This is a genomic window from Arthrobacter sp. fls2-241-R2A-200 (assembly GCF_030209745.1).
In the GTDB taxonomy this organism is placed as follows: domain Bacteria; phylum Actinomycetota; class Actinomycetes; order Actinomycetales; family Micrococcaceae; genus Arthrobacter.
In genome coordinates this window covers 105,509-129,742 of record NZ_JARVRJ010000007.1, presented here as the reverse complement: position 1 = coordinate 129,742, position 24,234 = coordinate 105,509, and the positions used below count along the sequence as shown (strand labels likewise).

Sequence of the window (24,234 nt, the reverse complement as noted above, 5' to 3'; positions counted from 1 at the left end):
ATTAACTGGCAGGAGGGGCTACTCCCCTCGGGAGCAACCCCTCCTGAAAGTCAGTTGGGTGCTGGCGTCAAACGCCCTGGCTGACCTTGTGGGTGGAAGAACGACGGCGATCGAAGACCGTTGCGCCTACCTCTTGTTCGGCTTGGTTGTCGATTCCCAAATCGATTCCCTTGCGCTCGCGGGTCAACAGAACAGCTCCCGCGGAGATCAACGCGACGATCAGCAAGTAGGCGGAGACGCTCATCGTTGTGCCTGTCGCCTGGACAAGGGCCGTGGCAATGGTCGGCGCGAAAGCTCCGCCGATGATGGAGCCCAGGGCGTAGGAGATAGCTACTCCCGAGAAACGGATCGAGGCCGGGAAGAGCTCGCTGTAAAGAGCGGCCTGCGGCCCATAGGTGAGTCCAAGGCCCACACTGAAGAGTGCCAACGCGGCCGCCATGGCCCAGATGTTGCCGGTGTTGATCAGCCAGAACAACGGGAAGAAGGTGACGATCAAGCAGGCATAGCCAATGATGTACGTCTTCTTGCGCCCGATGCTGTCGGCAAGGTAACCCGCGATGAGCGTGAAAACGAACCACAGGGCGGCAGAGGCGGTGATGGCCAGCAAAACCTGGGTGCGGTCCATGGCCAGGCCCTTGGGTGCCGTGGCATAACTCAGGATGTAGCCGCCAGTTGTCATGTACCCGGCGGCGTTGTTTCCTGCGAAGATCAGAGCAGCGAGTATCACGAGCAGCCAGTGCTTCTTGAACAGCTCAACGATGGGAACCCTGGTCTGCTGCTTCCGGGCAGCGATCTCGGAGAAAACGGGGCTTTCGTCCACCCCCCTGCGGACAACGAACCCGACGATGATCAACACGAAGCTGAGCAGGAACGGGACGCGCCAGCCCCATTGTTCGAAAGCGGCACCCGGCGCAATCACTCCCGACATCAGGGTAAGGACACCGGACGCCAGGAGCATGCCAAGCGGTACTCCCAGTTGCGGGAAGGATCCGAAGAGTCCCCGTTTGTTGGTGGGCGCGTGCTCTACTGCCATCAGGACGGCCCCGCCCCATTCGCCACCGGCTGAGATACCCTGCAGGATTCGAAGGAGCAGCAGCAGGATCGGTGCGGCCAACCCTGCCGTTTGGTATGTGGGCAAGACACCGATCAAGGTGGTGGCTGCGCCCATCAGGACCAGTGTCAGGACCAGCATGGCGCGCCGACCTAATTTGTCCCCGAAGTGCCCTGCCAGGAAAGCACCCAGCGGCCTGAACAGGAAACTCAGACCAACTGATGCAAAGGAAATCAGCAGCGCAATATCGGCGCCTGCGGGTTCGAAAAAGAGTTTGGCGAAGATGAGGCCGGCAGCATTGGCATAGATGAAGAAGTCGTACCACTCCACCGTGGTGCCGACAATCGTGGCAAAGGCTACTCGGCGGTTGCTCCGCGCCGAATGACTGTGTGCTGCTCCGCCTTGGGCAGAGGTTGATGCGCTCATGAGGGAACTCATTTCCCGCGGGCACAGCGTTGTGACCGCGATAGGAGGGGTGGGACCAGGCGTCAGTAGCTCTCGCGCTTCGTCGCCTCGGACACGGGAATGAAGGTGGAAGCAAAACTCTCCGACGCCCTGGCCAGCACCGAAACGTCGGCGCCGACGAGCACGAAGGAGGCACCGGCGTCGAGGTAGGCGCGGGCTGTGGCCTGGTTGAAGGCGTTAACGCCGGCAGGCTTGCCGGCCGCTTTAGCGGCTTCAAGGCAGTGCTCGACGACGGCCCTCACCAAAGGATTTTCCTGCTGTCCCAGCAAGCCCATGGAGGCCGCGAGGTCCGACGGGCCAAGGAAGATGCCGTCCACGCCGTCTACGCCCAGGATCTCTTCCACGGCTGAGGCTGAAGCTTCGGATTCGATTTGGACGGTGAGGCTGATGGTGTCAGAGGCCGTGCCAAGGTACTCCGGCACACGGTTCCATCGTGAGGACCGAGCCAGCGCGGATCCGACGCCCCGAACCCCGTGGGGCGGGTAGCGAATGGCCGCGACCGCTGAGGCGGCCTCGAACGCCGAATTCACCATGGGGACCATGAGGTTTTGCACGCCAAGATCGAGGTACTGCTTGATGACCACGGCATCGTTGACCGGCGGACGGACCATGGCCTGCACGGGATAACCGCTGACGGCGTAAAGCTGCGCGAGGATCGATTCAAGGCCATTGGGACTGTGCTCAGCATCGATCAGCACCCAATCCAATCCGGAGCCGGCGCAAATTTCGGCCACCAAGGGGCTGCCGGAACAAACCCACATGCCAGCGAGTGGACGGCCCGCTTCACTCAGGGCCGAGTAGAACGTGGGGTTCAGTCGAAGTTGCATGTCACCACTCCCAACGGTCCGTAGTCCGCGTGCACGGTATCACCTTTGTACACCCACATCGGCCGGGTAAACGAGCCCGCCAGGATGATATCTCCGGCCTTCATGCAGTCTCCGTGCGCGGCGATCTTGTTTGCCAGCCAGTGGACGCCGTTCGCCGGGTGGTCCAGGACGCCGGCGGCCACGCCGGTCTCCTCCACGGTCTGGTTTTTGTACAGGATCGCCGATACCCATCGGAGGTCCACGGCGTCAGGTTTCACGGGCCTGCCACCGATCACCATGGCACCCATCGCGGCGTTGTCCGAGATGGTGTCCACGATGGTCCGGCCCTCCATTTCGATCCTGGAGTCCAGGATTTCAAGGGCCGGAACCACGTAGTCGGTGGCATTGAGGACGTCGAAGATGGTGCAGCCCGGCCCCCTGAGACCTGACTTCAGCACGAACGCGAGCTCCACTTCAACCCGCGGGTGGGTGTACTTGTCCCAATCCACGGAGCAGCCGGTTTCCAGGACCATGTCATCAAAAATGGCACCGTAGTCCGGTTCGGTGATCCCGGTTGCAGCCTGCATGGCCTTGGACGTGAGGCCGATCTTTCGCCCCACCAACGTGCGTCCCGCTTCCTCGTTCCGCCGCATCCACAACTGCTGCACGGCGTACGAGTCCTCAACCGTCATGTCGGGGTAACGGGCCGTCAACCGGGAAATCGGCTGACGGTTCCGGCCGGCTTCGAGGAGTTCGTCGGCTATCGCTTCGATCGTCTTCGCGTCCAACATGGTTTAGACCTGCGCTCCCAGTTTGAAACCCTCCGCGGTCTCGCCTCCGGCGGGGCGGGTGTAGGAGAACCCATCAGCGCCGATGGTGACAGCCATTTCCGATTTGTCTTTGCGTTCGATGATGGGCTGCGGGTTGCCGTCAAGGTCCAGGACCAGCGAGGCTTCGGTGTACCAAGAGGGGACGACGGGGTTGCCCCACCAGTCGCGGCGCTGGTTGTCGTGGACGTCCCAGGTGACGGTGGGGTTGTCGGGATCGCCGGTGTAGTAGTCCTGTGTGTAGATCTCGATGCGGTGGCCGTCCGGATCCAGGATGTAGAGGTAGAACGCATTGGACACGCCGTGGCGACCCGGGCCGCGTTCGATCCTGTCGGAGATGCGCAGCGCGCCCATCTTGTCGCAGATCTGGATGATGTTGTGCTTCTCGTGCGTGGCGAACGCAACGTGGTGCATGCGGGGACCGTTGCCGCCGGTCAGGGCGGTGTCGTGCACGGTCTGCTTGCGGTGCATCCACGCGGCGTACGTGACGCCGTCGGAATCCTTGATGTCCTCGGAGACCCGGAAGCCCAAGTCCTCCAGGTACTTGCGGCCGCGCGGGACGTCCGGGGTGACTTGGTTGAAGTGGTCCAGGCGGACAAGTTCCCCTGCGGAGTAGAGGTCGTAACGCTGGGTGAGGCGCTCCACGTGCTCAACGTCGTAGAAGAATTCGTACGGGAAGCCGAGCGGATCTTCCACACGCAGGGAGTCTCCGACGCCCTTGGTGAAGCCTTCCTTGCGGCGCTCCACACGGCAGCCCAGCTCGCGGTAGTAGGCCTCGGCGGCGTCCACCTCGGCCGGGGACTTCACGCGGTAGGCGAAAGCAGCGACGGCGGCCACCGGCCCCTGGCGCAGCACAAGGTTGTGGTGGATGAACTCCTCGAACGAGCGCAAATAGATGGTGTTCTCGTCTTCGTAAGTGACATGCAGACCAAGGACGTCGACGTAGAACTCCCGTGACTTGGCCAAGTCCGTCACCACGATGTCCATGTACGCGCAACGGACGATATCCGGGGCCGGGACCGTGGGAGTTGGGATGGGGTCGGTGAAGGGTTTGCTCATGATGGTCTCGCTTCGTTGAAAGTGGGCAGCCTAGGCGCCGAATTTTGGAGTATGCACAGCGCCGAGCGTGATGTGCACGGCCTGCTGGTCGGTGTAGAAGTCGATCGAGCGGTAGCCGCCCTCGTGGCCCAGGCCGGAGGCTTTGACGCCGCCGAACGGGGTCCGGAGATCACGGACATTGTGGCTGTTGAGCCACACCATTCCGGCTTCGACGTTCTGGGAGAAGTTGTGGGCCCGGGTCAGGTTCTGGGTCCAGATGTAGGCCGCCAGGCCGTACTTGGTGTTGTTCGCCAAGGCGAGGGCTTCGTCGTCGTTCTCGAACGGCGTGATGGCCACGACGGGACCGAAGATTTCCTCCTGGAAGATTCGCGCGTCAGGTGCGACGTCGGCAAACACCGTGGGTGCGATGTAGTTGCCTTCGGGCAGGTGGTCGGGTCGTCCGCCGCCGGCAAGGAGACGGCCTTCGGACTTGCCGATCTCCACGTACGATGCCACTTTCGCGTAGTGCTCCGGGTGGACGAGAGCGCCCACCTGGGTCTTGGGATCGTGGGGGTCTCCCACCACGATGTTCTTGGCGCGGGCGGCGTACTTCTCGCAGAATTCGTCGTAGATGGCGCGCTCCACCAGGATGCGTGAGCCCGCGGTGCAGCGTTCGCCGTTGAGCGAGAACACACCGAAGAGGGCCGAATCGATCGCGGCGTCCAGGTCGGCATCGGCGAACACGACGCACGGGGACTTGCCGCCCAGCTCCATGGACAGGCCCTTGAGGTTCGCGGCAGCGTTGCGGAAGATCGTCTGGCCCGTGGTGGTCTCCCCGGTGAAGGAAATCAGCGGGACGTCCGGGTGCTTCACCAAGGCATCGCCGGCTTCCTCGCCCAGGCCGTTGACCAGGTTGAAGACGCCGTCGGGTAGGCCTGCGTCCTTGAAAATCTGGGCCCAGAGGGACGCGGACAACGGCGTGAACTCGGCCGGCTTCAGCACCACGGTGTTGCCGGTGGCCAAGGCCGGGGCGAGCTTCCAGGACTCCAGCATGAACGGGGTGTTCCACGGCGTGATGAGCCCCGCGACGCCGATCGGCTTGCGGTTCACGTAGTTGATCTGCGAACCGGGGACCTTCATGGCGTCGTCGAACTGTGCCACGATCAAGTCCGCGAAGAAGCGGAAATTCTCGGCGGCACGCAGGGCCTGACCCTTCGCTTGGGTGATCGGCAGGCCGGTGTCGAACGTTTCGAGCTCCGCGAGTCGCGCTTCCTGGGCTTCGACGGCGTCGGCGATTTTGTTCAGCACCCGGGCTCGTTCACGTGGTTTCATCTTCGGCCACGGGCCGTTGACGAACGCTTCCCGTGCGGCGGCGACCGCGAGGTCGATGTCTTCCTTCTGGCCGGCCGCGGCGGTGGCGTAGTTGCCGTTCGACACCGGATCGAGGACATCAAATGTCTTACCAGACACAGAATCAACGAATTCGCCGTTGATGAAGTGCTGGATGTGCGTGGGCAGGTTCTCGGGGATGTAATGCTTGGCGGTGGTCTCTACAGGAGCAGTCATCATTGTCTTTCCTTTTCAGCAACGCAGTGCGTTAGGTGGCTTTGGCGAGGTACGCGTCCAGGGTGGCGGCGCGGTGGTGGCGGGCCGCTTTTTCGATGGTCTCGGCGTCGGCTCCGGACTCAATCAGTTCCAGCAACGCCTCGTGTTCGCGCACGGACTCATGGGCGCGGTTGGGGACGAACCTGAAGGTTGACGAGCGGAGTGACGCGAGCCGGTTCCAGCCACGGTGGACGAGGTCGAGGATGTGCGGGTTGGGGCAGTATTCGAACAAGACGCTGTGGAAGTCTTGGTTCAGCGCAGTGAAACGAACGGGGTCGAAGTGCTTGAGGCACTCACGCATCTCTTCGTTCACTGCACGGGCCCGGGCGATTGCCACGGAGTCGATGAGGGGCGCGGACAGTGCGGTGGCGGCGCCTTCGACGATGCTCAACGTCTGCATCGTGTAGAGGTACTCAGTGGGGTCGATGCCGGACACTGTGGCGCCGACGTTCCGTTCGAACGTCACCAACCCCTCAGCTTCCAAGCGGCGGATCGCTTCGCGCACCGGCACCACGCTGAAACCCAAGTCCTCGGCAATTTTGGCCAGGACCAGCCGGTAACCGGGCGTGTAGGTCCCCTCCACGATCCTGGCCTTGACGGCTTCATAGGCCTGCTGGGACTTACTCCCGACGGCGGCGCTTCCGACGGCGGTTTCAGTCACCTGGGGCTCCTTCCGGGCTGGGGCTTTCCTGCCCCGCGGACCACTCGGCAAAGCGGTCCTGCCATTCCTTGTTCATGGGGTAGAGCCCATCAACACTGTTGCCCTCTTTGACCATTTGGAAGATAAAGGTCTCTTCTTTTTCCTGCTGAATGCAGTCATCCACCAGCTCTTCGGCGATCGCCGGCGGGATCACCAGAATGCCGTCCGAGTCAGCCACGATGATGTCCCCGGGCTGCACGGTGGCGCCGCCGCAGGCAATGGTGATGTCCGTATCCCAAGGGATGTGGCGCCGACCCAACACTGCCGGGTGTGGGTTCGCGAAGTACGTGGGCATCTGCAGGTCAGCCACGGCAGAGTAGTCACGGACACCGCCGTCGGTGATGATGGCAGCAGCACCACGAACCTGGGCGCGGAGGGCGAGGATGTCCCCCACAGTTCCCGTGCCCTTCTCGCCGCGGGCTTCCATGACGAGGATCTCGCCCGCATTGACCGAGTCAATAGCACGCTTTTGGGCATTGAACCCGCCCCCGTGGGCCTTGAACAGGTCCTCGCGGTTGGGGACGTACCGGAGCGTCCGGGCCAAGCCCACCACTTTTCGGTCCGGACGGGTTGCCTGCAGTCCATCGATGCTCACGTTATTCAACCCGCGCTTACGCAACTGGGACGAAAGGGTGGCAGTCGCAACGCTTTCCAGCTTCGCCTTCAACGCAGGGGTCAGCACACTCGTGGCAGGACCAGCAGCAGGCAAACCGGCAGCCTCCCGGGAACCGTATGCTTCTTCGCGCTGCGTGTCATCTGCCTTGGGCTGGGCACCAAAGTCCGCGAACGGCGTCGTACCTTCTGTGACCTTGGTGGTCAGGCGGCCGGTGCTGAAGTCACCGCCTGTGACTTCGACGACGACGACGTCGCCCGGCTTGGCCACGGAGGCACCGGCAGGGGTGCCTGTGAGGATGATGTCGCCCTCCTCGAGGGTGAGCAACTGGGAGAGGTCCGCCACGAGCTGCGCGAACGGGAACAGCAGGTCCTCGGTGGTGTCGTCCTGGACCAGTTCGCCGTTATGCCACGTGCGGATCCGCAGCCCGGCAGGGTCAACGGCATCGGCCGGAATGAGCGCCGGACCCACCGGAGTGAAACCGTCACCGCCCTTCGACCGAACGTTGGAGCCCTTGTCCGCGTAGCGGAGATCGTAAACGCCCAGATCATTGGATGCGGTGACCCATTCGACGTGGCTCCACGCATCATCCAAGCCGACCCGTCGGGCTGACTTGCCGATCACCAGCGCGATCTCACCCTCATAACCGAGCAGCTCACATCCAGCTGGACGCTCAACAATCCCCGGATTGTCTGTGAAACCCAGCGCCAAGGATGTCGGAGGCTTCAGGAAATACGAAGGCTGCGCGGGAGTGCGTCCACGTTGCGCTGCGCGGCTGGGGTAGTTGATGTGGACGGCTATGACTTTGCGCGTCCGGGCCAGCATGGACTGGCTTAAGTCTTGGGTCCGAAACTCCACTGTCACGGCACCTCCTTGGGGCAAGATTTATCGAGTACGAAATCGTATACGATAACTATGTCCGCGAAGGTCTCCGCCGTCAACCCCTTTCTGCAAAGGGACTAGCAAAGGGACTACCAGTCAGGCATGGCGTTTAGGGAGCTGAGTTGCCCTGGTCCGCCCGGCCCGTACCTGCAGCATCCTCCACACCAGGCTCTGACACAACATCGGATGCCACGGTTGGCGTGGCAGGTGCGGCCGGAACTGTTTTCATGGTGGCGATCGAGTCCCCTGCCGACTCGGACCCCTTGGAGCCCGGAAGCATGGCTTCAGCCTTATCGATCAGCTTCTTCCCCGCCTCATACAACGAGTCCAAAATGTCGGGTACCGATTCCTGCACCGCCTCCGCGGCTTGATGCACACCGTCCTGGACGTCCGGGTTCTTTAGGACCTTTTCTGTCCCTCCGCGAACCCGGCCGTAGACCTCCGACCAGGATTTCGAACCCCATACGTAACCGACAGCCACGCCGACGGCGAACATTACTTTCCCTTTCATGGGAACCACTCCTTCCGAGGTGACTATCTTTCGACCCTAGTCTGCCACCCATCCACTGTCACGTGAACATTCATTCATTCTCCCGAGTCCTTTGTAGTCCTTTGTAATTGCAGAATCATCATGGACAAAGAGCGGCTTCCGACTCAGGAAAAGCATCCACCCCGTGCACGAAATCACATATGTCCAGGGCCTTCGATGATGCAGATCCCGCGGGTCAACCACACCGAGCCGCGCCAATCACGCCGCCCCCCTACAGACCTGACAGCGCACCGCTGGCATCGGGATTTCCAAGCCGACGTCGCCCCGAATCCGCGGCATCTAGACGAAGGAAGCACGCTTTTGGCCGTAACGCAAAATAGTCAGGTTACTTGCTACTCGACCGGGGACCCGCTAGCGTTGCTTGTGCAGTGCTACGGACCGACCCCATCGGCAGGAGTGTTTTATTGGCTTTATTTAAGACATTCATCGGGATGGCATAACAGTTCCAATCCCCGCGTTCCATAGGGCCTCCAGGGGCCCCTTTACGGTGCCTCCACATTGGAACAGGCACCCGATGAACTGGACCTCTTGACAATGTTCATGGAAGTTCATGGAATTTACATCAACAAGAAAGTGGGACCAAAAATGGGTTTCTTTGGTTTTCTCCTGCTCGGCCTCTTGGCTGGCGCTATTGCAAAACTTATCCTTCCGGGCCGTCAGGGTGGCGGCTGGCTCATCACCCTTCTGTTGGGCGTCGTCGGCGCCCTCTTGGGTGGCTGGATCGGAGGCGTTCTCTTCCACACCGGCCTCCAGGACTTCTTCTCGCTTACCACTTGGCTCTTGGCTATTGGCGGATCCATCATTGTTCTGCTGATCTATGGCCTCCTCGCAGGACGCCGGACTCACCGTGGCTAAGCACCAGAACCCAGACGCCAACGGCGAGGAACTCGACGGCCAGTACGTCGAGGGTGACTACGGTGATGCGGGAGTATCCCCCGAGACTCTGCGCGACGACGCCGGGGGCGATTACACGGCCGGCGACTACGCCGAGAAGACCGTGCCCTCGGCTGATGCCGAGTTGGACGAACGCAACACCGAAGATACGGCGAAGGACCGCCCCTTCTCATCGGAACCGGATGAGGAAGCGTCCGGTTCCGGGCAGACGCAAAACTAGCCTGTAACGCCAAGAGCCCCGGAAGATGCATTGCGCATCTTCCGGGGCTCTTGCAGTTAAGCGGATGTCGCAGCTAGGTGCGCAGCGTTTTGGCTTTGACCATCAGGAAGAGGCCGTACGCAATAAGCCCCAGGGCCACAGCCCCCAAGAGGTATGGCCCATATGGCTGTTCCCTCAGGGCCTTCAGGCTTCCGTCGAGGCCGGTGGATTGCTCGGGCCGTGCAGTGACCGCTGCGATGACCACCAACAATCCAACGAGCAACAGCGCAATACCTTTGGCAACGTAACCGATCACGCCAACACTGAGTTGGAAATCGCGGTCTTCTTTCTTGGAAGAAAGAGCGAGATCTTTCTTGAACGACCTAGTGAAGCCGCGCACCCCGAAAACTATGCCGGTGATCATGATGCCCACGCCTACAGCAATCAGGATGGCCGTGCCGAACGGCACCTTCATCAGGCTGGCGGTGACGTCAGTAGTAGATTCCCGGCTGTTCTTGTCCTTGCCCACCACGAAGGAGATGAGTGTGGCCGCCAAAGCGGCATATACAACGGCCTGTCCAGCCGCTGAAAGCCTTGTGGATACTTTGTTATCGACTCCCCTCCGGTAACCGAGAATGGCGTTTCCCAGTTGCCATAGAGCCAGTGCCGCGCACGCAGCAAAGCAAGCCCATAAGAGGAATGGTCCTGCCGGCTGACTGGCCATCTGGGATATCGCGCCTGTGACGTCGGCTTCACCACCCCGCCCTACCGCCAACTGGAGGGCGATGACGCCGATCAGGACGTGCAGGATACCGCTCACGGCATACCCTGCGCGGGCTACGCGTTCGAAGGTCCGGGATTTGGAAGCCTCCTCGGCCACGTCAGCGGCCTTCTTCATCTCCTCTTTGATGACAAGCCTCCTTATCTTCTAGTTGCACACCATGGTGCCACCGGAATCCCCCGAGGGCTATGTGCATGGGAAGAAGGCCGAGCAGAAGGTCCTAGAAACCGCACACCGATTGCGGCCAGATGCTTCTTAGGCCAACACCAAACGGGTTGAACTGCTCCCGGACAGCCGACACGGAACGCGTTTGTCCGAGGACGTCCAGTGCGGGGCGCGAGTCATCTTCGGCACAGGCAAGCGGACCGGACTTCACAGACGAGGCAGCGCCGGCGCTCATTGAGGGGGTCGTGATCAGGTCAGGCATTCCCGGTGGTCCTTCCTGGAAGTTCCCATCAGCTGTATTGGCTGATGTTTCAACCATCAGACCGGCCCCTCAAGAACGACGCCGGGTCATCTCAAGATTCGCTCAAGATTGCCAGACTCTGCGAAGCCTGCAACGTCCCGTCGGGCCACGCCACAGCGTCCGCCCGAAGTCTGTTAACGAAACTTCTTGACGCACTACTTGTTTTTTGCAAGTGTGGTTGTGTCCAGTACCGGACCAACCAGACGGAGACCACCATGACTGCAATGTTCGTCAACCTGCCCGTGACAGACCTCGAGCGGGCAAAGTCGTTCTATACGGCGATCGGGTTCAGCATCAATCCGATGTTCACTGACCACAACGCGGCCTGTGTTGTGGTCGAAGAAGACCACAGCTACTTCATGATCCTGGTGCGTGAGTTCTTCCAGACATTCACGGACCGTCCCATCGGGGATCCTACGGCAGCGGTGTCAGTGGCCACCGCGATCTTCCTCGACAGCAAGGAAGACGTGGACACAACGGTGGCCAACGGCCTCGCTGCAGGCGGCTCGGAAGATCGCCCCGCCACGGATCTCGGCTTCATGTACCAACGGCAACTCACTGACCCTGACGGAAATGTGCTCGAGTTCGGCTACATGGAACCGATGGCGGCCGAGCAGGGGCCTGAGGCTTACATGACCCAGCAGGCCTGATACCGCATGGCTGCACGGGACTATGGGCAGTACTGCGCGATCACCCGCGCGTTGGAGCTCGTGGGTGAACGTTGGGCCCTGCTCATAGTCCGCGATCTACTGGTGGGGCCACGCCGATACGGGGAGCTCGCAGGGGGCCTTCCCCGCATTCCGAGCAATATCCTCGCCACCCGGCTCAAAGATTTACAGTCCGCCGGCATCATCCGCCGGATCCCGCACTCCCGGGTTATCGTTTATGAGTTGACGCCGTATGGCCGGGAGCTCGAACCGATCGTGCTTGCGCTGGGCGCCTGGGGTTTCAAAGCCCTGGGTGATCCCCGGGAGGAGCAGATCATCACCCCGGATTCCATGACGATGTCCCTCCGAACGGCGTTCCAGCCCGACGTGGCAGCTAGGTTCCCGGCCACTTCCTATGAGGCCGACGTCGGTTCCGCTGGATTGCTGGTGAGGGTCTCCGGTGGGACCCTCCAAGTGACGCGTCGTGAGGACCCCGGATGGGAAGGAGCGGCCGACCTTGCCTTTGCAGCCGGTCCGGACATTCACCGGATCATCTCCGGGGAGCTAACCCCTGATGAGGCCGTGGCCACAGGCGTGGTCAGGGTGTTGCACGGGCCAGGCGATCTTTTGAATCGCTTCGCCAGCACATTCCACCTCGCCGCTGCCTGATCCGGGATCATCGGATTTCCCGATAGTATCGGCGAGGAATCCTAAAGACGCTTGGGGGAGTTATATATGACGGAAGTGCTGGGCCGGTTGTCCTTTACCGACGATTCGAGCCGTGACCTCGAATTGAGGGAGTACGGACTGGACCCGGCAACGGACTCCACCTTGCTGCCCAACACCGCCGTCATGAGCGCTTTACAGAACCTCGTACGGCTCGCCGCCGAGCTATGTTCGGCCCCCTTCGGCGTCGTTAACATCATTAGCGCGGAGTACCAGCACCAGATCGGGGCGTGGGGCGTGGACCCCGGCGTCTGCTCCCGCGAGGATTCCATGTGCGCCAAGGTGTTCCTGTCCCGCGAGCGGACCATAGTGTCAGACGCGTCAAAGGATCCCCGGTTCGCGGACAATCCCTTTGTGACCGGGGACATTGGGAAGGTGCGCTTCTATGCGTCTGTGCCCCTTCAAACGGAATCGGGTTTCGTTCCCGGGACCTTGTGCGTTTTTTCGAACAAGACCAATGAACTCAGCCCCCAGCAGGTGGGCATGCTGGAAGTACTCGCCAAACAAGTGGTGGAGCTACTCGAACTCCAGCACCGCACGGTCCAGTTGGACAGGACCTACGCCGAGCTCAAAGAGAGCAACGCCAAGCTGGCGGGGTTCGCGGGCCGTGTCAGCCATGATCTCCGCATCCCGCTCACCACCATTCTTGGATATGTGGAATTGGTGGAAGACGACCCCGACATCGGCGGCCACAGCGTGGCGGCCGAGTACCTGAACCGGATCGGTGCCAGCGGACGGCGGATGCTGGGGATGCTGGAAGACGTCCTGAACTACTCCCGGGTTGGGGGCGGAATCCAACCGACCCAGTTGTCCTTACAGGACGTGGCTGTAGACGTCATCCGCGACCTCGGCATTGAGAATGACGGCATCGTTGAAGTCCAGGACCTCAGACTTTCCGCCGATGAAGCCCAACTCCGGGTCCTGCTTCAAAACCTCTTGTCCAACGCCATGAACTACCGGAGTCAAGAGCGGGAGCTCCGCATCCGGATCAGCGGCGTATCCAACTACCAGGGTGCAACCCTCTTCGTAGCCGACAACGGTAAGGGCATAAATCCTGAGGACCGCGCCAAGGTCCTGGAACCTCTGGTGCGGTTGCGACGCGAGGGCGATGGACCCGGTTCCGGTTTAGGCCTGGCCACCTGCAGCAGCATCGCGAAGTCCCACGGCGGGGAGCTTAGCCTCACGGAAACTCCGGGTGGCGGAACCACAGTGGCGATCAGCTTTCCGGCCGGCGCGTAGCCGCCGTTACCGGCGTCGGTAATAGCGCAGCAATAAAATCGCCCGCATAAGGCGCCGGCCTACTTGCCGGGGCCGTTTTTCTGCGATTTGTCTTTTGCCTTCTCAGGTTTGGTTTGCTTCCCGCCGCCGGAATCCTTGGCGTTCCCCGCGGGGTGGTTCGCCGGCTCAACGACTGCAGGCGCGGCAGGCGTCACGGGAGCCGGCGCGGGAAGTTGCACCGCAGCTGGAAGATCAACTACTGCTGCCGGGACACCCTGGGGTGTTGGCACGGCTACCGGGGCGGCCGTCGGCACGGCTTCCACTGGCTGGGTCGAGCCCTGACCAGCGGGCTCCGCCGGTGCCGATGTCTGCGGATCGGCTTGGGACACGTTGACGTCTGCGCGCTGGGCGGGCGGGATATTCGCAGAGGGGACCAGCCCGTGCGCGAACATCAACAACGCCAGTGGAACGGTCACCGCTGCAGCGGCCAAACCGCGAACCGTCTTCGGGCGCCGCCTGCCCAGGCTCACTGCACCGGCGACGGCGGACTGGCGCCTGGTCCGGACCGCCAGCGGCGGCCTGGACGGCATCGGCGGCAGAGGCGCCACGACGGCGGCCGGGCGGCCAGGGCGCGTCCGCTCCACCGCCAATGTCTGTTCGACCTCGTGGGCGCCGGGCCGCTTTAGGGGGTCCATGTCTGTCATCGCCGCGAGCAAGGAACGCAACGATCGCGGCAGCCCCGGGGGAATGTGCGGAGACCGGTGCAGCCTCGCCGTCGCCGTCTCCACCGGCGTGCCAGGGTATTCGGCTTTGCCGGTAAGGGCCTCCAAAATGACCAAACCCAAGGAATAGATGTCGCTCGCTGGAGTCAGGTGGAGTCCTTGGGCTTGTTCGGGGCTCAGGTATTGGGCAGTGCCCACCGTGAATCCGGTGGCTGTCAGGCGGTTGTCGTCCATGACAAGCGCGACGCCGAAATCCGCGAGCTTCACGGATTGGGTATGAACATCCCCGCCCGAGACGAGGATGTTCGCGGGTTTGATGTCACGGTGGATGACCCCGCGGGCGTGGACTTCGGACAAGGCTTCAGCGATCCTAAAACCGATATTCGCGGCTTCCCACACTGGCAGCGGCCCATCGGCGAGCACGGCGCGGAGGTCCCGGCCCTCGGCAAGCTCCATGACGAAATACGCCCGCTCCTCGTCATTACGCGTGTCGACGCCCGTGTCGAAAGCAGCCACGAGTGCGGGGTGGTCGAAGCTCGCAAGAAGGCGCATCTCGGTTTCCTGGCGCGCCCGGAAGGACTCATCCCCCGAGCCTGGCAGGAAGAGCTTGATGGCCACGTCACGGCCCAGAAGCAGGTCTGTAGCCCGGTAAACGGTGGACATGGCGCCACGGCCCAGGATCGGACCAAGTTGATAGCGCCCGTCAAGGACACCGCGATCGAGATCGGGGCCGGGGATGTTCCCGGCCTCTTCATTGTTGCCCACGAATTGTCACGCCCTTCAGGCTCACCTGGATGCTTCGGACAGTTACTTGTCCGCCAATGCCAGGCAATGCCGTCGATCATATTTTTTCAGCGATGGCCGCGTGGCCGCCTGCTTCAGCCCGCACGGCCCGAGCAACCCCCAGCCCAAACAGCGTCATCCAGTTTCGCTGGATAAGTCATCAGGATACTTAGTACTAAGGGGGTAGGGCAATGTCACGGGTCTTTTTGGTACCAAATGGCTGACGCCCCGCCAGTGCTTCGGCGGGGCGTCATCGGCCGTGGTGGCCATATATTCGCTGGGCGACTACTCGGAATCCTTGGCTTGGTCCCGGTCGCGAAGGTTCTTGCCAAGCTCGTCAAGCTTGTCCTTGATGCGGCTCGCGGCTTCAGAAAAGCCCTTTTCCGCACTGCTCAGTGGATCCAGTTGAAGGTAGACCTCCTGGGAGATAGGCAGATCATATTCGTCCTTCAGGTGCGTGCCGCCGCCGACTCCGGCAAGGGACAAGTAGACCTGCGCCTCCGTGCGGGCAATCCCGGCGATGGTACCGAAAACCACCGTGAAGTCGTTGGCTTGAAAACTCACCGACTGGCCCACGTGACGCCGGTCCAACTCTCCGGCAGGAACTGCCTTTTCGGATGGACTTCCGTTGTAGCTCATGTACTTCCCCTAAGCGTCGAGAACAGTTACATCAGCAGTCTATAAGGAGACTTACAAAGTGCACCCCCAGCGATGGCAGTGCAGAATGGAAGGCATGACCCTCACCACCTTCGCCCTCGTCCGCCATGGCCAGACCGACTGGAACGCCGAGCGCCGGCTGCAGGGTGCCACGGATATCCCGCTCAACGACGTCGGCCGTGGCCAGGCCCGTGATGCCGCAAGTGCCTTGAAAGGCCACGCCTGGGATGTGGTGGTTTCCTCCCCGCTGGACCGCGCCGCGGAGACAGCGCGGATCATCGCGGGCGAACTGGGGCTCACAGTGGCCAAACACATTCCCGAACTTATTGAACGCAGCTTCGGCCGCGCCGAAGGGTTGCAGGCCGGTCCCGAGTTGGAAGCCCTCCGAATTGCCGACGGCTTCCAAGGGGGCGAAAGCGATCACCATGCAGCAAGCCGTGGACTGGCGGCGCTCGAAGCGTTGGCGCAGGAATTTGAAGGCCAGCGGGTATTGGTGGTGGCGCACGGGACATTGATTCGTTTGGCTCTCAGCCGAGCGATCGGCCGGACCTTGGGCAACGTACACAATGCTGCACTCAATCTCGCCACCTACGATGCCTCCGGCGACTGGCAGCTGGAGTACTTCAACGGCGAGCGCGTGAGCGCCGACGTCGACGCCTGATTTAGCCGGAATTTCCTCCCCGAATACCGACATTAAGCATACGAATTTCTGTATGCTCAATTAAGTCGAGAAGGTGGCTTACGCTAGTCTGCGCCCCGGGAGGGCCTCGACCTTAACCTCCCGGTCATCACTGTCCTGGAAGGGCAGGAACCTGCGTTATGACCGCGATTGCCCTGACAGCGATGGTGACAAGGGCCGCCGATAGTTGGTTTGAGTTGCACGTCACGCAAATTCCCGACCTCGTGGTCCAGTCCCCCAGTCTCGGAGAAGCCGCCCAGGCGGTTCGTGAGGCTGCGGCCCTCGCCACCGGACGTCGCCCGGAAGAGTTCGACGTCGACCTACTGTGGTGACCCCGGGAATCACTCGCGGAGGAAACACCCGCGGACTGTTACCGCGACTCGAGCCGAGCCTTTAGCTCTTCGGCATAATCCCCGTACGCGGCGGCGATTTCTTCGAGATCGACGGTCTGCGGAAAGTCGATCACCGGCTGGCGTTCTGCCAGGTAATCCGCGGTTTCTTCGACGACCAGCTGCTCGTCGAAGCCATCCAGGCCTACCTCCGCGAGGAACTCCGGGTTGGTATGGAACAGGGACTCGCCTGCCTGCCCCTCTGCTGCCCAGCGGAGCAGATACTCGTTCACATTTACAGGTTCAACGACGAATGAGTTTTCCATGTCAAAAGCCTACGTTGTGACGTCCCGCTGCGTTGGCGCACGACGGCGACCCTCCGCCGTCGAGCGCTTCACGCTTCGGGCGAGCCGGCTAGATTTCGGGACGACGCTCAACAATCGTTTCCGGTGCAACGCGCCGCTCGACGACGGTGCGCCGGGTGCGGCTCGACATGGCGATGGAGATGATCAGCCCCAAGACGCCGACCACCATCAGGATGTATCCCACCAGGACTTGGTCCAAGAAGGGAATGAGTCCGGGGGCGAGCGCGAAAGCCAGAATAGCTCCGATGGCAATCAGGGCAATGGAAGAACCAATTCTCATAACGAGCTCCTCAAGTTCGTTCGGCACGCGGCCATAGCGGACGCGTCCGTAACATCAGGATACTTATGATCATTTGGTCCCGCCAGCATGGTCATCACCTGGAAAGAGCCGCGTCAGCGTTGAGGCAGCCAAACGGACAGGGTACGGTCAGGCGTAATCGATTGCACCGAAGTAAGGAACTGATCCATGGCCAGGATTGAGGATTACGCCCTCATTGGCGATCTTCACACGGCAGCCCTCGTGGGACGCAACGGATCCATTGACTGGATGTGCCTCCCCCGTTTTGACTCCCCGGCCTGCTTCGCGGCTCTTCTGGATTCACCTGAGGCCGGCCGCTGGCTCCTTGCGCCAAAGGGCGCCCAGGGCAACTGCACCCGGCGCCGGTACCGCGAAGACACCCTGATCCTGGAATCCGAATGGGAAGTCGACGGCGGAGCGGTCCGCGTCACGGACTTCATGCCGGTACGGGACGATGCCGTGGATCTGGTCAGGATCGTGGAGGGCCTCGCCGGTGAGGTCACCATGGAGATGGAACTGGTCCTGCGCTTCGATTACGGCACCGTGGTTCCTTGGGTTCGCCGCAGCAAGCATGGCATCAGTGCAGTGGCCGGGCCGGATTCGGCCTACCTCACCACTCCTGTCCCCCTTCAGGGCCGGGACAAGCGCACCTTTAGCGAATTCACGGTGCGGGCAGGCGAGAGGATTCCCTTCGTCCTGCGCTGGGCTCCTAGCCACGAACGGGAACCCCGGCAGATCGACGCACGCCGGGCCTTCGAAACGACTCAATCGTTTTGGATCGACTGGGTGGCGCGTTCCGAAATGCAGGGGAAGTACAAGGAGCCCATCGAACGCTCCCTGATCACCCTCAAGGCCCTCACCTACGCACCCACTGGTGGAATTGTGGCAGCCGCCACCACGTCCCTGCCAGAACAAATAGGCGGCCCGCGGAACTGGGATTACCGGTACTGCTGGCTCAGGGACGCAACGCTGACGCTGCAGTCCCTGCTTGCTGCCGGCTACACCGAAGAAGCCGCGGCATGGCGTGAATGGCTCCTGCGGGCAATCGCGGGAGACCCGGCCAAGCTGCAAATCGTGTACGGGCTCGACGGCGCACGCCGACTTCCAGAGGCAGAGATCCCCTGGCTCTCCGGTTACGAAGGTTCCACGCCGGTCCGGCTGGGAAACGCTGCGGCCCCCCAACTCCAACTCGACGTGTGGGGCGAAGTCCTGGACGGGCTTTCGCTGACCCGGGCATACTCACCGCCGGGCACAGTAGATAACTCGTGGGATATCCAAGTGGCCCTCATGGAGTACCTGGAAGGCGCGTGGGACCAGCCGGACAACGGACTCTGGGAGGTTCGGGGCCCGAGGCGCCACTTCACCCACTCCAAGGTCATGGCGTGGGTGGCCGCCGACCGCATGGTCAAGGGTGTCAAGACTTCCGGCCTGCCGGGACCCGTGCAACGTTGGGCAGCACTTCGTGGCGAGATCCATGCGGACGTGATGTCAAAGGGCTTTAACCAGAAGCTCAATTCCTTTGTACAGTCCTACGGGAGCACAGAGCTGGACGCCAGCCTGCTGCTCATTCCGCGGGTGGGCTTCCTGCCGCACCGCGACCCCCACGTGGTGGGGACCGTTGATGCCATCCAAAAGGGCCTGACCGACGACGGTTTAGTACTCCGCTATAACACTGCCTCCGGGCACGACGGGCTCCCTGGCGACGAAGGTGTGTTCCTTGCGTGTTCTTTCTGGATGGTTGATGCACTTCTTGGTGTTGGCCGCACAGCCGAGGCCACGTCGCTTTTTGAGCGGCTGCTCACCCTGCGCAACGATGTGGGCCTGCTGAGCGAGGAGTGGGATCCCCGGTCCCAGCGGCAACTCGGGAACACCCCGCAAGCGTTCAGCCACTTCCCGCTGATCCACAGCGCCCTGCAACTTCATCATGGCGAGGCACACCACAGCGACACTCCTATGCACCGGCATAAGAGAACGCAACAGGAGGGTGCGGCTACCCTTCGGAATGATCCTCGTCTTCGTTAGCCCGCGGTTCGCCCTTGTGGCTGGCTTCTTCCAGGTGCTGGTCCAGTTTTCGTTCGGCTTCCCTTCGGCGCTGGCCTATGGTCCGAATTTGCTGGGTGGTCGGGTCTCCCCGGTCTTCTGACGCTGCGCCCGTCGGCACGGCGGGCTGGCCTTGCTCATGTTCGCCCATCCATCCATCGTCCCATTCCCGGTGCCGGAGCGGTAGCTGCAAGACGCAACAACGCGTCCGACGGCGGCCTCCCGCCGTCGGACGCGTTGCATTAAGCCGGCTTGCGCCTTAAGTCGGGCTAGCGGGTCTCGCCCGTGCCGTCAGTCTCGATGTTTTCCTTGCGGACTTCCTCGTCGACCTGGACGTTGTCCGTGACGGTGTCCTTTTCGAGGCGAACCCGCTCCACCGGGACGGTTTCCTTCTCGACCACGGGGCGCTCCTCATGAAGGGTTACCTCGTGTTCGCTTTCGGTGAGGTCCGGCCCGGACATGGCATCGCTCGCGTTGGCGTCCGTGATGGGCTCCCGCTCCAAGCGAACTTCCTCGCGCTGGACGGGCACCGTGGTGGTGACGTTTTCCGTGGTGATGTACTTGCGGAGGCGGGCACGGCCTGTAGCCTGCTTTTCCGTTCCCACGTTCAGCCGCTCCTCTGAACGGGTCATGGAATCGCCGCCGCCCGAGGCGTTCATGTCAGTGGTGCCGGTCGCGTTCGTGCCGGACGTGCCGGTGCTAGCCGTGTCTTGGTACGTGTCAGCGGTCCCATACGTGCCTACGGCCTGGCCGTTTCCGTTGTCCCGCCCCTGGATTGCGTAGTGGTTGTACAGGCGGTCCTCCTCGCCCGGATCCAAGTGTCCGTCGTCGGCTACGCGGGGTGCGTCCTTGATGTGGTCCTTGCCGTAGGGGACAACGACGTCGTCGCCGTCCACGGATGCTCCTTCAAGCGGAATGAAAGACTCGGAGCTGCCGAACAGCCCGGTCTTCACTGTGACCCACGTGGGCTCTCCCGTGTCGTCATCGGTGTAGAAGGTGCCAATGGAACCAACTTTGTCACCGTCTGCCGTACGGACGTTTCCGTTGAGGCCCATCAAACGGTCAATGTTTTCCCTAGCGAGCATGATGTCTCCTTGGAATGCGGTTCTGGTGCTGAGAATGCCTGGCGAGCTGCTTCACCGGGCCGTTCGAGACGCTGTAACGGGGAATTCCTGAGAATAAATGTCGACCCGTCAGCGAGGAACACCAATACCATAAGCATGCTTAGTGTTGCCCTGGCAACCCCCCGGCAAAGATTCATGAAGCTTGCGATGCCGGGCCTGCCGCGCTTACCCTCAAGAGAGGAGAACAACGCTTATGCCATAGGCGTCCACTCTCCATTTACTTTCAGGACCAAACAATGCCTGCTCAGCCAGCGCATCATTTTCCCTCCTCCGCTCCGGCCCCTGCGATGACCGCAGTCCGGGTCGACGACGAGGACACCCGCTTCCGAAGCTCCACAAAAAACCAAAGCATTCCGCGCCTCAGCAAGCATTACTTCCATTGCGGGGTAGCCATGCATACGGGGACCGGGAAGCGAAGCATGCTCACGACCGGCCTCAACAACCGCAGGATGGATCCGGACCTTGAGGCCTATCTGACCACCCGCGTACTCCATTGCGACGAGTGCGGCTTCCAGATGGAGATTCCGGATTAGGCCGGACAAGCACGTCGACATTTCAATGGTAAGTACCCTTGCTTTCTAGTGTCCTGTGGTGTTTCGATTGAGGTACCAGGGTCGAGCCGAGGCCCCGGCGCATGATCACCCCACTCCACAAGGACATGACATGGCACAAAGAGATTCCAGGGGAGCAAGCACTCCCCAAGGGCGTACCAATGACATCGTCGCCACTGAAAAAGAACGGTTCGGCGGCATCAAATGGGGCTCAGCATTCTTCGGCTGGCTCACCGCCATCGGGATGACCGTCCTGCTGAGCGCCCTGGCTACCGCCATCGGCGTCGGCGTCGGCGCCGCAAATTCCACCAACGTTAACCAAGCCGCAGAACAGGCCAGCAAGAACGCCCAAACACTGGGGGTTGCCAGCGGCATAATTCTCGCCGTCATACTGTTTCTTGCGTACTACTGCGGCGGATACGTGGCGGGCAGGATGGCCCGCTTTGACGGAGCCCGGCAAGGACTCGCCGTTTGGCTCTGGGGCATCATCGTCGCCGTGATCGTGGCCATCCTCGCCACGGTAGCCGGCAGCCAGTTCAACATCCTCGGCAACCTCAACGGAGCACCGCAGATCCCCGTCGACGGCAGCCTCCTGACTGTCAGCGGCATCATCGGCCTCGTCATTGCCCTGATCGTTCCCCTCCTCGGGGCCATCTTGGGCGGCAAAGCGGGAATGCACTTCCACCGCAAAGTCGACCGGGCCGCCGTCGAGCGTCGCACCGACGTCGTCGACTAGCCAACCCGCGTAAACTACCATCCACGCAATGGCACCAAGCGTCCGACGCGGCCTCCCGCCGTCGGACGCTTTAGCGTTGTGTAGGACAGAATCCCAAGGAGCAGCCATGAGCAGATCACACCGGACGTCCAAACATGAGCCGGACACCGCCGTCGAACTCAACCCCTTGTTCAGCAGGGCCGGTGAGGCCACGATCTTCCCGCGCTTTACCATGCCGGAGGGCGAGTCACTGCCCGCCACCGCTTACCAGATCGTGCACGACGAAGCGATGTTGGATGGCAACTCCAGACTGAACCTCGCAACGTTCGTCGGGACCTGGATGGAGCCCGAAGCATCGGAACTTTATGCCCAGGCCTTCGACAAGAACATGATCGACAAGGACGAATACCCGCAAACTGCGCTGATTGAAACGCGCTGCTGGCGGATGCTCGCCGACCTCTGGAACGCACCGGACGCTGCCAAGAGCGTGGGAACGTCCACCATCGGATCCTCGGAAGCCTGCATGCTCGGCGGCTTGGCCTTCAAGCGCCGTTGGCAACACAAACGGCGGGCAGACGGCCTGCCGACGGACAAGCCTAACCTCATCCTCAGCTCCGCAGTCCAAGTATGCTGGGAAAAATTCTGCAACTACTGGGACGTCGAGGCGCGCTACGTTCCGGTATCAGCGGAACACCCGGTCCTCGACGGCGAAGGCCTCGATCAGTACGTGGACGAGAACACCATCGGCGTCGTCGCCATCATGGGCGTTACGTACACCGGCAAGTACGAACCGGTCCAGGCCATCTCCGCCGCGCTGGACGACATTCAGGAGCGCCGAGGCCTCGACATCCCCATCCACGTGGACGGAGCGTCCGGGGCTATGGTGGCTCCGTTCCTGCAGCCGGAAATTGTGTGGGATTTCAGGTTGCCCCGGGTAGCCTCCATTAACACCTCGGGCCACAAATACGGACTGGTCTACCCCGGATTGGGCTGGGTTGTATGGCGGAACGAAGAAGCTCTGCCTGACGACCTGATATTCCACGTCAGCTACTTGGGCGGGGACATGCCCACGTTCGCGCTCAACTTTTCCCGGCCAGGGGCCCAGGTGCTACTGCAGTACTACCTTTTCCTTCGCTTGGGCTTTGCCGGATACAAGTCCGTCCAAGCCACCTCGCGCGACGTCGCCCACTACCTCTCGAGCGAGATCGGAGCCATGGACGCGTTCAAGCTGTGGAGCGACGGATCCGACATCCCGGTCTTTGCTTGGCAGCTCGCAGACGGCTATACCGACACATGGAACCTCCACCATCTTTCAGAGCGCCTCCGCCTGAACGGCTGGCTGGTTCCCTCTTACCCCTTGCCTGATGGACTCAACGAAATTACCGTCCAACGAATCGTGGTCCGGAACGGCTTTACGCGGGACCTGGCATCGAGCTTCCTCACCGACCTGAAGAGGGAAGTTCAATACCTCGATTCCCTCGACGCGCCGATGCCCACCGTCGGACAAACACCTGCCTTCCACCACTAGCGGGCTGTACCGTGTCCTGTGTCAGCTGACCGCCCCGGCTGTGCTGTCCTCGTCGTGAAGGAGCAATGACATGTGCCGACTCTTCGGGCTTCATGCCGGCGCGCACCCGGTCCGGGCCACCTTTTGGCTCCTGGACGCCCCGGATAGCCTCTCCGTCCAGAGTCGTCGGGAACCCGACGGCGCGGGCATCGGAACCTACGACGCCGCCGGGAAGCCGCGAGTGGCCAAACAGCCACTGGCCGCTTGGGAAGACCATGCTTTCGCCCGCGAAGCCCGCGACCTCAAAAGCACCACGTTCTTGGCCCACGTACGCTATGCGAGCACCGGCGCCTTAACCTTGGTGAACACGCACCCATTCGAGCAGGATGGCCGGCTGTTCGCCCACAACGGCTCCTTCGAAGGACTGCAAAAGCTCGACGCTCACCTGGAGAGCCTGGGCGTTCTGGAACTCGTAAAAGGACAGACGGACAGTGAACGCCTGTTCGCCCTCATCACCGCGGAAACCCGGAAGGCAGGCGGAGATGTGGGAATTGGAATCGGGCGCGCCGTCAGCTGGATTGCCGCGGAATTGCCGGTCTTCAGTCTGAACTTCATCCTGACAACGGCCACTGACATTTGGAGCCTCAGGTACCCGGCAACGCACGAGCTATACATCTTGGAGCGGGAACCTGCCGCGGTTCCGGGCCCTGCTGCGCCCTTGGATGCACGGAGCAAGCGGATACACTCCCGAAGCACTGAGCTCACCCGTTCCAAACATGTACTCTTCGCTACCGAACGCATGGACCACGACCCCGGATGGCGTCCGCTCAGATCCGGTGAGCTGATCCATGTTGGCCCGGATCTGGCAGCCCGGAGCACCTTCCCCTTCCCGGATGCCCCGGCCCACCAGCTCACCCTGGCCGACCTTGAACCCCACGCCGCGGAGTCGCAAAAACCCTGACCTGCTTCGGGCGGCAGCTCGGTCGTCGGGTTATC

Annotated in this window: 28 protein-coding genes; 12 read left to right on the top strand and 16 right to left on the bottom strand. The window is 61.8% G+C overall.

Annotation, left to right across the window (positions count from 1 at the left end; genetic code table 11):
• Positions 1–67 precede the first annotated feature (67 nt).
• From QRN42_RS08270 to QRN42_RS08235, 8 genes are all read right to left on the bottom strand, one after another.
• Positions 68–1,477, bottom strand: coding sequence for an MFS transporter (locus QRN42_RS08270; protein WP_284978767.1), 1,410 nt, complete (start codon positions 1,475–1,477; stop codon positions 68–70).
• A 62-nt stretch (positions 1,478–1,539) separates the two neighbouring features.
• A complete protein-coding gene (locus QRN42_RS08265; RefSeq protein WP_284978766.1) occupies positions 1,540–2,343 on the bottom strand; it encodes an HpcH/HpaI aldolase family protein in 804 nt (267 codons plus the stop codon).
• Complete coding sequence (gene hpaH / locus QRN42_RS08260) at positions 2,328–3,113, bottom strand: 2-oxo-hept-4-ene-1,7-dioate hydratase (protein WP_284978765.1); 786 nt, start codon at positions 3,111–3,113, stop codon at positions 2,328–2,330. Before hpaH ends, QRN42_RS08265 begins: the two co-directional genes overlap by 16 nt.
• Before the next feature lie 3 nt (positions 3,114–3,116).
• Positions 3,117–4,208 carry a 3,4-dihydroxyphenylacetate 2,3-dioxygenase gene (hpaD, locus tag QRN42_RS08255; RefSeq protein ID WP_284978764.1) on the bottom strand — a complete coding sequence of 364 codons (1,092 nt, stop codon included), beginning with the start codon at positions 4,206–4,208 and terminating at the stop codon, positions 3,117–3,119.
• 30 nt (positions 4,209–4,238) lie between these two features.
• A complete protein-coding gene (gene hpaE / locus QRN42_RS08250) occupies positions 4,239–5,753 on the bottom strand; it encodes a 5-carboxymethyl-2-hydroxymuconate semialdehyde dehydrogenase (protein ID WP_284975065.1) in 1,515 nt (504 codons plus the stop codon).
• Between the two features lie 31 nt (positions 5,754–5,784).
• Positions 5,785–6,453, bottom strand: a complete 669-nt coding sequence (locus tag QRN42_RS08245) for a GntR family transcriptional regulator (protein ID WP_284978763.1) — start codon at positions 6,451–6,453, stop codon at positions 5,785–5,787.
• Entirely contained in the window at positions 6,446–7,969 is a 1,524-nt protein-coding gene (locus QRN42_RS08240) for a fumarylacetoacetate hydrolase family protein (RefSeq protein WP_284978762.1), read from the bottom strand. Before QRN42_RS08240 ends, QRN42_RS08245 begins: the two co-directional genes overlap by 8 nt.
• A 127-nt stretch (positions 7,970–8,096) precedes the next feature.
• Positions 8,097–8,498: a hypothetical protein gene (locus QRN42_RS08235; RefSeq protein WP_284978761.1), complete on the bottom strand. Its 402-nt coding sequence runs from the start codon at positions 8,496–8,498 to the stop codon at positions 8,097–8,099.
• A 624-nt stretch (positions 8,499–9,122) separates the two neighbouring features.
• Here QRN42_RS08235 and QRN42_RS08230 point away from each other — a divergent pair.
• Positions 9,123–9,392 carry a GlsB/YeaQ/YmgE family stress response membrane protein gene (locus tag QRN42_RS08230; RefSeq protein ID WP_284978868.1) on the top strand — a complete coding sequence of 90 codons (270 nt, stop codon included), beginning with the start codon at positions 9,123–9,125 and terminating at the stop codon, positions 9,390–9,392.
• The gene (locus QRN42_RS08225) at positions 9,385–9,651 is read left to right on the top strand and encodes a hypothetical protein (protein WP_284978760.1); all 267 of its coding nucleotides are present in this window, start codon (positions 9,385–9,387) and stop codon (positions 9,649–9,651) included. Before QRN42_RS08230 ends, QRN42_RS08225 begins: the two co-directional genes overlap by 8 nt.
• Before the next feature lie 73 nt (positions 9,652–9,724).
• Here QRN42_RS08225 and QRN42_RS08220 read toward each other — a convergent pair whose 3' ends face one another.
• Together QRN42_RS08220 and QRN42_RS08215 are read right to left on the bottom strand one after the other, a co-directional pair.
• Positions 9,725–10,528, bottom strand: a complete 804-nt coding sequence (locus tag QRN42_RS08220; protein ID WP_284978759.1) for a DUF1206 domain-containing protein — start codon at positions 10,526–10,528, stop codon at positions 9,725–9,727.
• A gap of 103 nt (positions 10,529–10,631) precedes the next feature.
• Entirely contained in the window at positions 10,632–10,838 is a 207-nt protein-coding gene (locus tag QRN42_RS08215; protein ID WP_284978758.1) for a hypothetical protein, read from the bottom strand.
• Between the two features lie 254 nt (positions 10,839–11,092).
• Here QRN42_RS08215 and QRN42_RS08210 point away from each other — a divergent pair, with 254 nt between their 5' ends.
• From QRN42_RS08210 to QRN42_RS08200, 3 genes are all read left to right on the top strand, one after another.
• On the top strand, positions 11,093–11,527 hold the full coding sequence (locus QRN42_RS08210) for a VOC family protein (protein ID WP_284978757.1): 435 nt from the start codon (positions 11,093–11,095) through the stop codon (positions 11,525–11,527).
• Positions 11,528–11,533: 6 nt separating this feature from the next.
• Positions 11,534–12,193 (top strand): winged helix-turn-helix transcriptional regulator, encoded by a 660-nt coding sequence (locus tag QRN42_RS08205; RefSeq protein WP_284978756.1) that lies wholly within the window; start codon positions 11,534–11,536, stop codon positions 12,191–12,193.
• A gap of 66 nt (positions 12,194–12,259) precedes the next feature.
• A complete protein-coding gene (locus QRN42_RS08200) occupies positions 12,260–13,489 on the top strand; it encodes a GAF domain-containing sensor histidine kinase (protein ID WP_284978755.1) in 1,230 nt (409 codons plus the stop codon).
• A 59-nt stretch (positions 13,490–13,548) separates the two neighbouring features.
• On the opposite strand, the gene QRN42_RS08195 is transcribed toward QRN42_RS08200, so the two are convergent.
• Positions 13,549–14,955: a serine/threonine-protein kinase gene (locus QRN42_RS08195; protein ID WP_284978754.1), complete on the bottom strand. Its 1,407-nt coding sequence runs from the start codon at positions 14,953–14,955 to the stop codon at positions 13,549–13,551.
• A gap of 303 nt (positions 14,956–15,258) precedes the next feature.
• On the bottom strand, positions 15,259–15,612 hold the full coding sequence (locus QRN42_RS08190) for a hypothetical protein (RefSeq protein WP_284978753.1): 354 nt from the start codon (positions 15,610–15,612) through the stop codon (positions 15,259–15,261).
• Positions 15,613–15,697: 85 nt separating this feature from the next.
• On the opposite strand from QRN42_RS08190, the gene QRN42_RS08185 reads away from it, so the two are divergent.
• Positions 15,698–16,291, top strand: a complete 594-nt coding sequence (locus QRN42_RS08185; RefSeq protein WP_284978752.1) for a histidine phosphatase family protein — start codon at positions 15,698–15,700, stop codon at positions 16,289–16,291.
• A 158-nt stretch (positions 16,292–16,449) separates the two neighbouring features.
• Complete coding sequence (locus QRN42_RS08180) at positions 16,450–16,641, top strand: hypothetical protein (RefSeq protein WP_284974943.1); 192 nt, start codon at positions 16,450–16,452, stop codon at positions 16,639–16,641.
• Between the two features lie 38 nt (positions 16,642–16,679).
• Here QRN42_RS08180 and QRN42_RS08175 read toward each other — a convergent pair whose 3' ends face one another.
• Together QRN42_RS08175 and QRN42_RS08170 are read right to left on the bottom strand one after the other, a co-directional pair.
• The gene (locus tag QRN42_RS08175; RefSeq protein WP_284978751.1) at positions 16,680–16,964 is read right to left on the bottom strand and encodes a hypothetical protein; all 285 of its coding nucleotides are present in this window, start codon (positions 16,962–16,964) and stop codon (positions 16,680–16,682) included.
• Positions 16,965–17,052: 88 nt separating this feature from the next.
• Complete coding sequence (locus QRN42_RS08170) at positions 17,053–17,283, bottom strand: DUF6458 family protein (protein ID WP_284978750.1); 231 nt, start codon at positions 17,281–17,283, stop codon at positions 17,053–17,055.
• Between the two features lie 186 nt (positions 17,284–17,469).
• Here QRN42_RS08170 and QRN42_RS08165 point away from each other — a divergent pair, with 186 nt between their 5' ends.
• Positions 17,470–19,323: a glycoside hydrolase family 15 protein gene (locus QRN42_RS08165; RefSeq protein WP_284978749.1), complete on the top strand. Its 1,854-nt coding sequence runs from the start codon at positions 17,470–17,472 to the stop codon at positions 19,321–19,323.
• On the opposite strand, the gene QRN42_RS08160 is transcribed toward QRN42_RS08165, so the two are convergent.
• Together QRN42_RS08160 and QRN42_RS08155 are read right to left on the bottom strand one after the other, a co-directional pair.
• The gene (locus QRN42_RS08160; RefSeq protein ID WP_284978748.1) at positions 19,292–19,492 is read right to left on the bottom strand and encodes a hypothetical protein; all 201 of its coding nucleotides are present in this window, start codon (positions 19,490–19,492) and stop codon (positions 19,292–19,294) included. The two genes, QRN42_RS08165 and QRN42_RS08160, sit on opposite strands and share 32 nt — an antisense overlap.
• Before the next feature lie 118 nt (positions 19,493–19,610).
• On the bottom strand, positions 19,611–20,426 hold the full coding sequence (locus tag QRN42_RS08155; protein WP_284978747.1) for a DUF2382 domain-containing protein: 816 nt from the start codon (positions 20,424–20,426) through the stop codon (positions 19,611–19,613).
• Between the two features lie 275 nt (positions 20,427–20,701).
• Between QRN42_RS08155 and QRN42_RS08150 the strand changes: the two genes are divergently transcribed.
• The 4 genes from QRN42_RS08150 to QRN42_RS08135 all read left to right on the top strand — a co-directional run bounded on the left by QRN42_RS08150 (position 20,702) and on the right by QRN42_RS08135 (position 24,199).
• Complete coding sequence (locus tag QRN42_RS08150) at positions 20,702–20,998, top strand: hypothetical protein (RefSeq protein WP_284978746.1); 297 nt, start codon at positions 20,702–20,704, stop codon at positions 20,996–20,998.
• Positions 20,999–21,128: 130 nt separating this feature from the next.
• Positions 21,129–21,752 carry a hypothetical protein gene (locus tag QRN42_RS08145; RefSeq protein ID WP_284978745.1) on the top strand — a complete coding sequence of 208 codons (624 nt, stop codon included), beginning with the start codon at positions 21,129–21,131 and terminating at the stop codon, positions 21,750–21,752.
• Between the two features lie 106 nt (positions 21,753–21,858).
• Positions 21,859–23,259, top strand: a complete 1,401-nt coding sequence (gene gad, locus QRN42_RS08140) for a glutamate decarboxylase (protein ID WP_284978744.1) — start codon at positions 21,859–21,861, stop codon at positions 23,257–23,259.
• Between the two features lie 70 nt (positions 23,260–23,329).
• Complete coding sequence (locus tag QRN42_RS08135) at positions 23,330–24,199, top strand: class II glutamine amidotransferase (RefSeq protein ID WP_284978742.1); 870 nt, start codon at positions 23,330–23,332, stop codon at positions 24,197–24,199.
• Positions 24,200–24,234: the final 35 nt, after the last annotated feature.

Excerpts from the sequence above, each read along its gene's own strand:
- QRN42_RS08270 (WP_284978767.1), bottom strand. The coding sequence starts at position 1,477 with ATGAGCGCATCAACCTCTGCCCAAGGCGGAGCAGCACACAGTCATTCG.
- QRN42_RS08265 (WP_284978766.1), bottom strand. The coding sequence starts at position 2,343 with ATGCAACTTCGACTGAACCCCACGTTCTACTCGGCCCTGAGTGAAGCG.
- hpaH (WP_284978765.1), bottom strand. The coding sequence starts at position 3,113 with ATGTTGGACGCGAAGACGATCGAAGCGATAGCCGACGAACTCCTCGAA.
- hpaD (WP_284978764.1), bottom strand. The coding sequence starts at position 4,208 with ATGAGCAAACCCTTCACCGACCCCATCCCAACTCCCACGGTCCCGGCC.
- hpaE (WP_284975065.1), bottom strand. The coding sequence starts at position 5,753 with ATGACTGCTCCTGTAGAGACCACCGCCAAGCATTACATCCCCGAGAAC.
- QRN42_RS08235 (WP_284978761.1), bottom strand. The coding sequence starts at position 8,498 with ATGAAAGGGAAAGTAATGTTCGCCGTCGGCGTGGCTGTCGGTTACGTA.
- QRN42_RS08230 (WP_284978868.1), top strand. The coding sequence starts at position 9,123 with ATGGGTTTCTTTGGTTTTCTCCTGCTCGGCCTCTTGGCTGGCGCTATT.
- QRN42_RS08220 (WP_284978759.1), bottom strand. The coding sequence starts at position 10,528 with ATGAAGAAGGCCGCTGACGTGGCCGAGGAGGCTTCCAAATCCCGGACC.
- QRN42_RS08215 (WP_284978758.1), bottom strand. The coding sequence starts at position 10,838 with ATGCCTGACCTGATCACGACCCCCTCAATGAGCGCCGGCGCTGCCTCG.
- QRN42_RS08210 (WP_284978757.1), top strand. The coding sequence starts at position 11,093 with ATGACTGCAATGTTCGTCAACCTGCCCGTGACAGACCTCGAGCGGGCA.
- QRN42_RS08205 (WP_284978756.1), top strand. The coding sequence starts at position 11,534 with ATGGCTGCACGGGACTATGGGCAGTACTGCGCGATCACCCGCGCGTTG.
- QRN42_RS08200 (WP_284978755.1), top strand. The coding sequence starts at position 12,260 with ATGACGGAAGTGCTGGGCCGGTTGTCCTTTACCGACGATTCGAGCCGT.
- QRN42_RS08190 (WP_284978753.1), bottom strand. The coding sequence starts at position 15,612 with ATGAGCTACAACGGAAGTCCATCCGAAAAGGCAGTTCCTGCCGGAGAG.
- QRN42_RS08185 (WP_284978752.1), top strand. The coding sequence starts at position 15,698 with ATGGAAGGCATGACCCTCACCACCTTCGCCCTCGTCCGCCATGGCCAG.
- QRN42_RS08180 (WP_284974943.1), top strand. The coding sequence starts at position 16,450 with ATGACCGCGATTGCCCTGACAGCGATGGTGACAAGGGCCGCCGATAGT.
- QRN42_RS08175 (WP_284978751.1), bottom strand. The coding sequence starts at position 16,964 with ATGGAAAACTCATTCGTCGTTGAACCTGTAAATGTGAACGAGTATCTG.
- QRN42_RS08170 (WP_284978750.1), bottom strand. The coding sequence starts at position 17,283 with ATGAGAATTGGTTCTTCCATTGCCCTGATTGCCATCGGAGCTATTCTG.
- QRN42_RS08165 (WP_284978749.1), top strand. The coding sequence starts at position 17,470 with ATGGCCAGGATTGAGGATTACGCCCTCATTGGCGATCTTCACACGGCA.
- QRN42_RS08160 (WP_284978748.1), bottom strand. The coding sequence starts at position 19,492 with ATGGGCGAACATGAGCAAGGCCAGCCCGCCGTGCCGACGGGCGCAGCG.
- QRN42_RS08155 (WP_284978747.1), bottom strand. The coding sequence starts at position 20,426 with ATGCTCGCTAGGGAAAACATTGACCGTTTGATGGGCCTCAACGGAAAC.
- QRN42_RS08150 (WP_284978746.1), top strand. The coding sequence starts at position 20,702 with ATGCCTGCTCAGCCAGCGCATCATTTTCCCTCCTCCGCTCCGGCCCCT.
- QRN42_RS08145 (WP_284978745.1), top strand. The coding sequence starts at position 21,129 with ATGGCACAAAGAGATTCCAGGGGAGCAAGCACTCCCCAAGGGCGTACC.
- gad (WP_284978744.1), top strand. The coding sequence starts at position 21,859 with ATGAGCAGATCACACCGGACGTCCAAACATGAGCCGGACACCGCCGTC.
- QRN42_RS08135 (WP_284978742.1), top strand. The coding sequence starts at position 23,330 with ATGTGCCGACTCTTCGGGCTTCATGCCGGCGCGCACCCGGTCCGGGCC.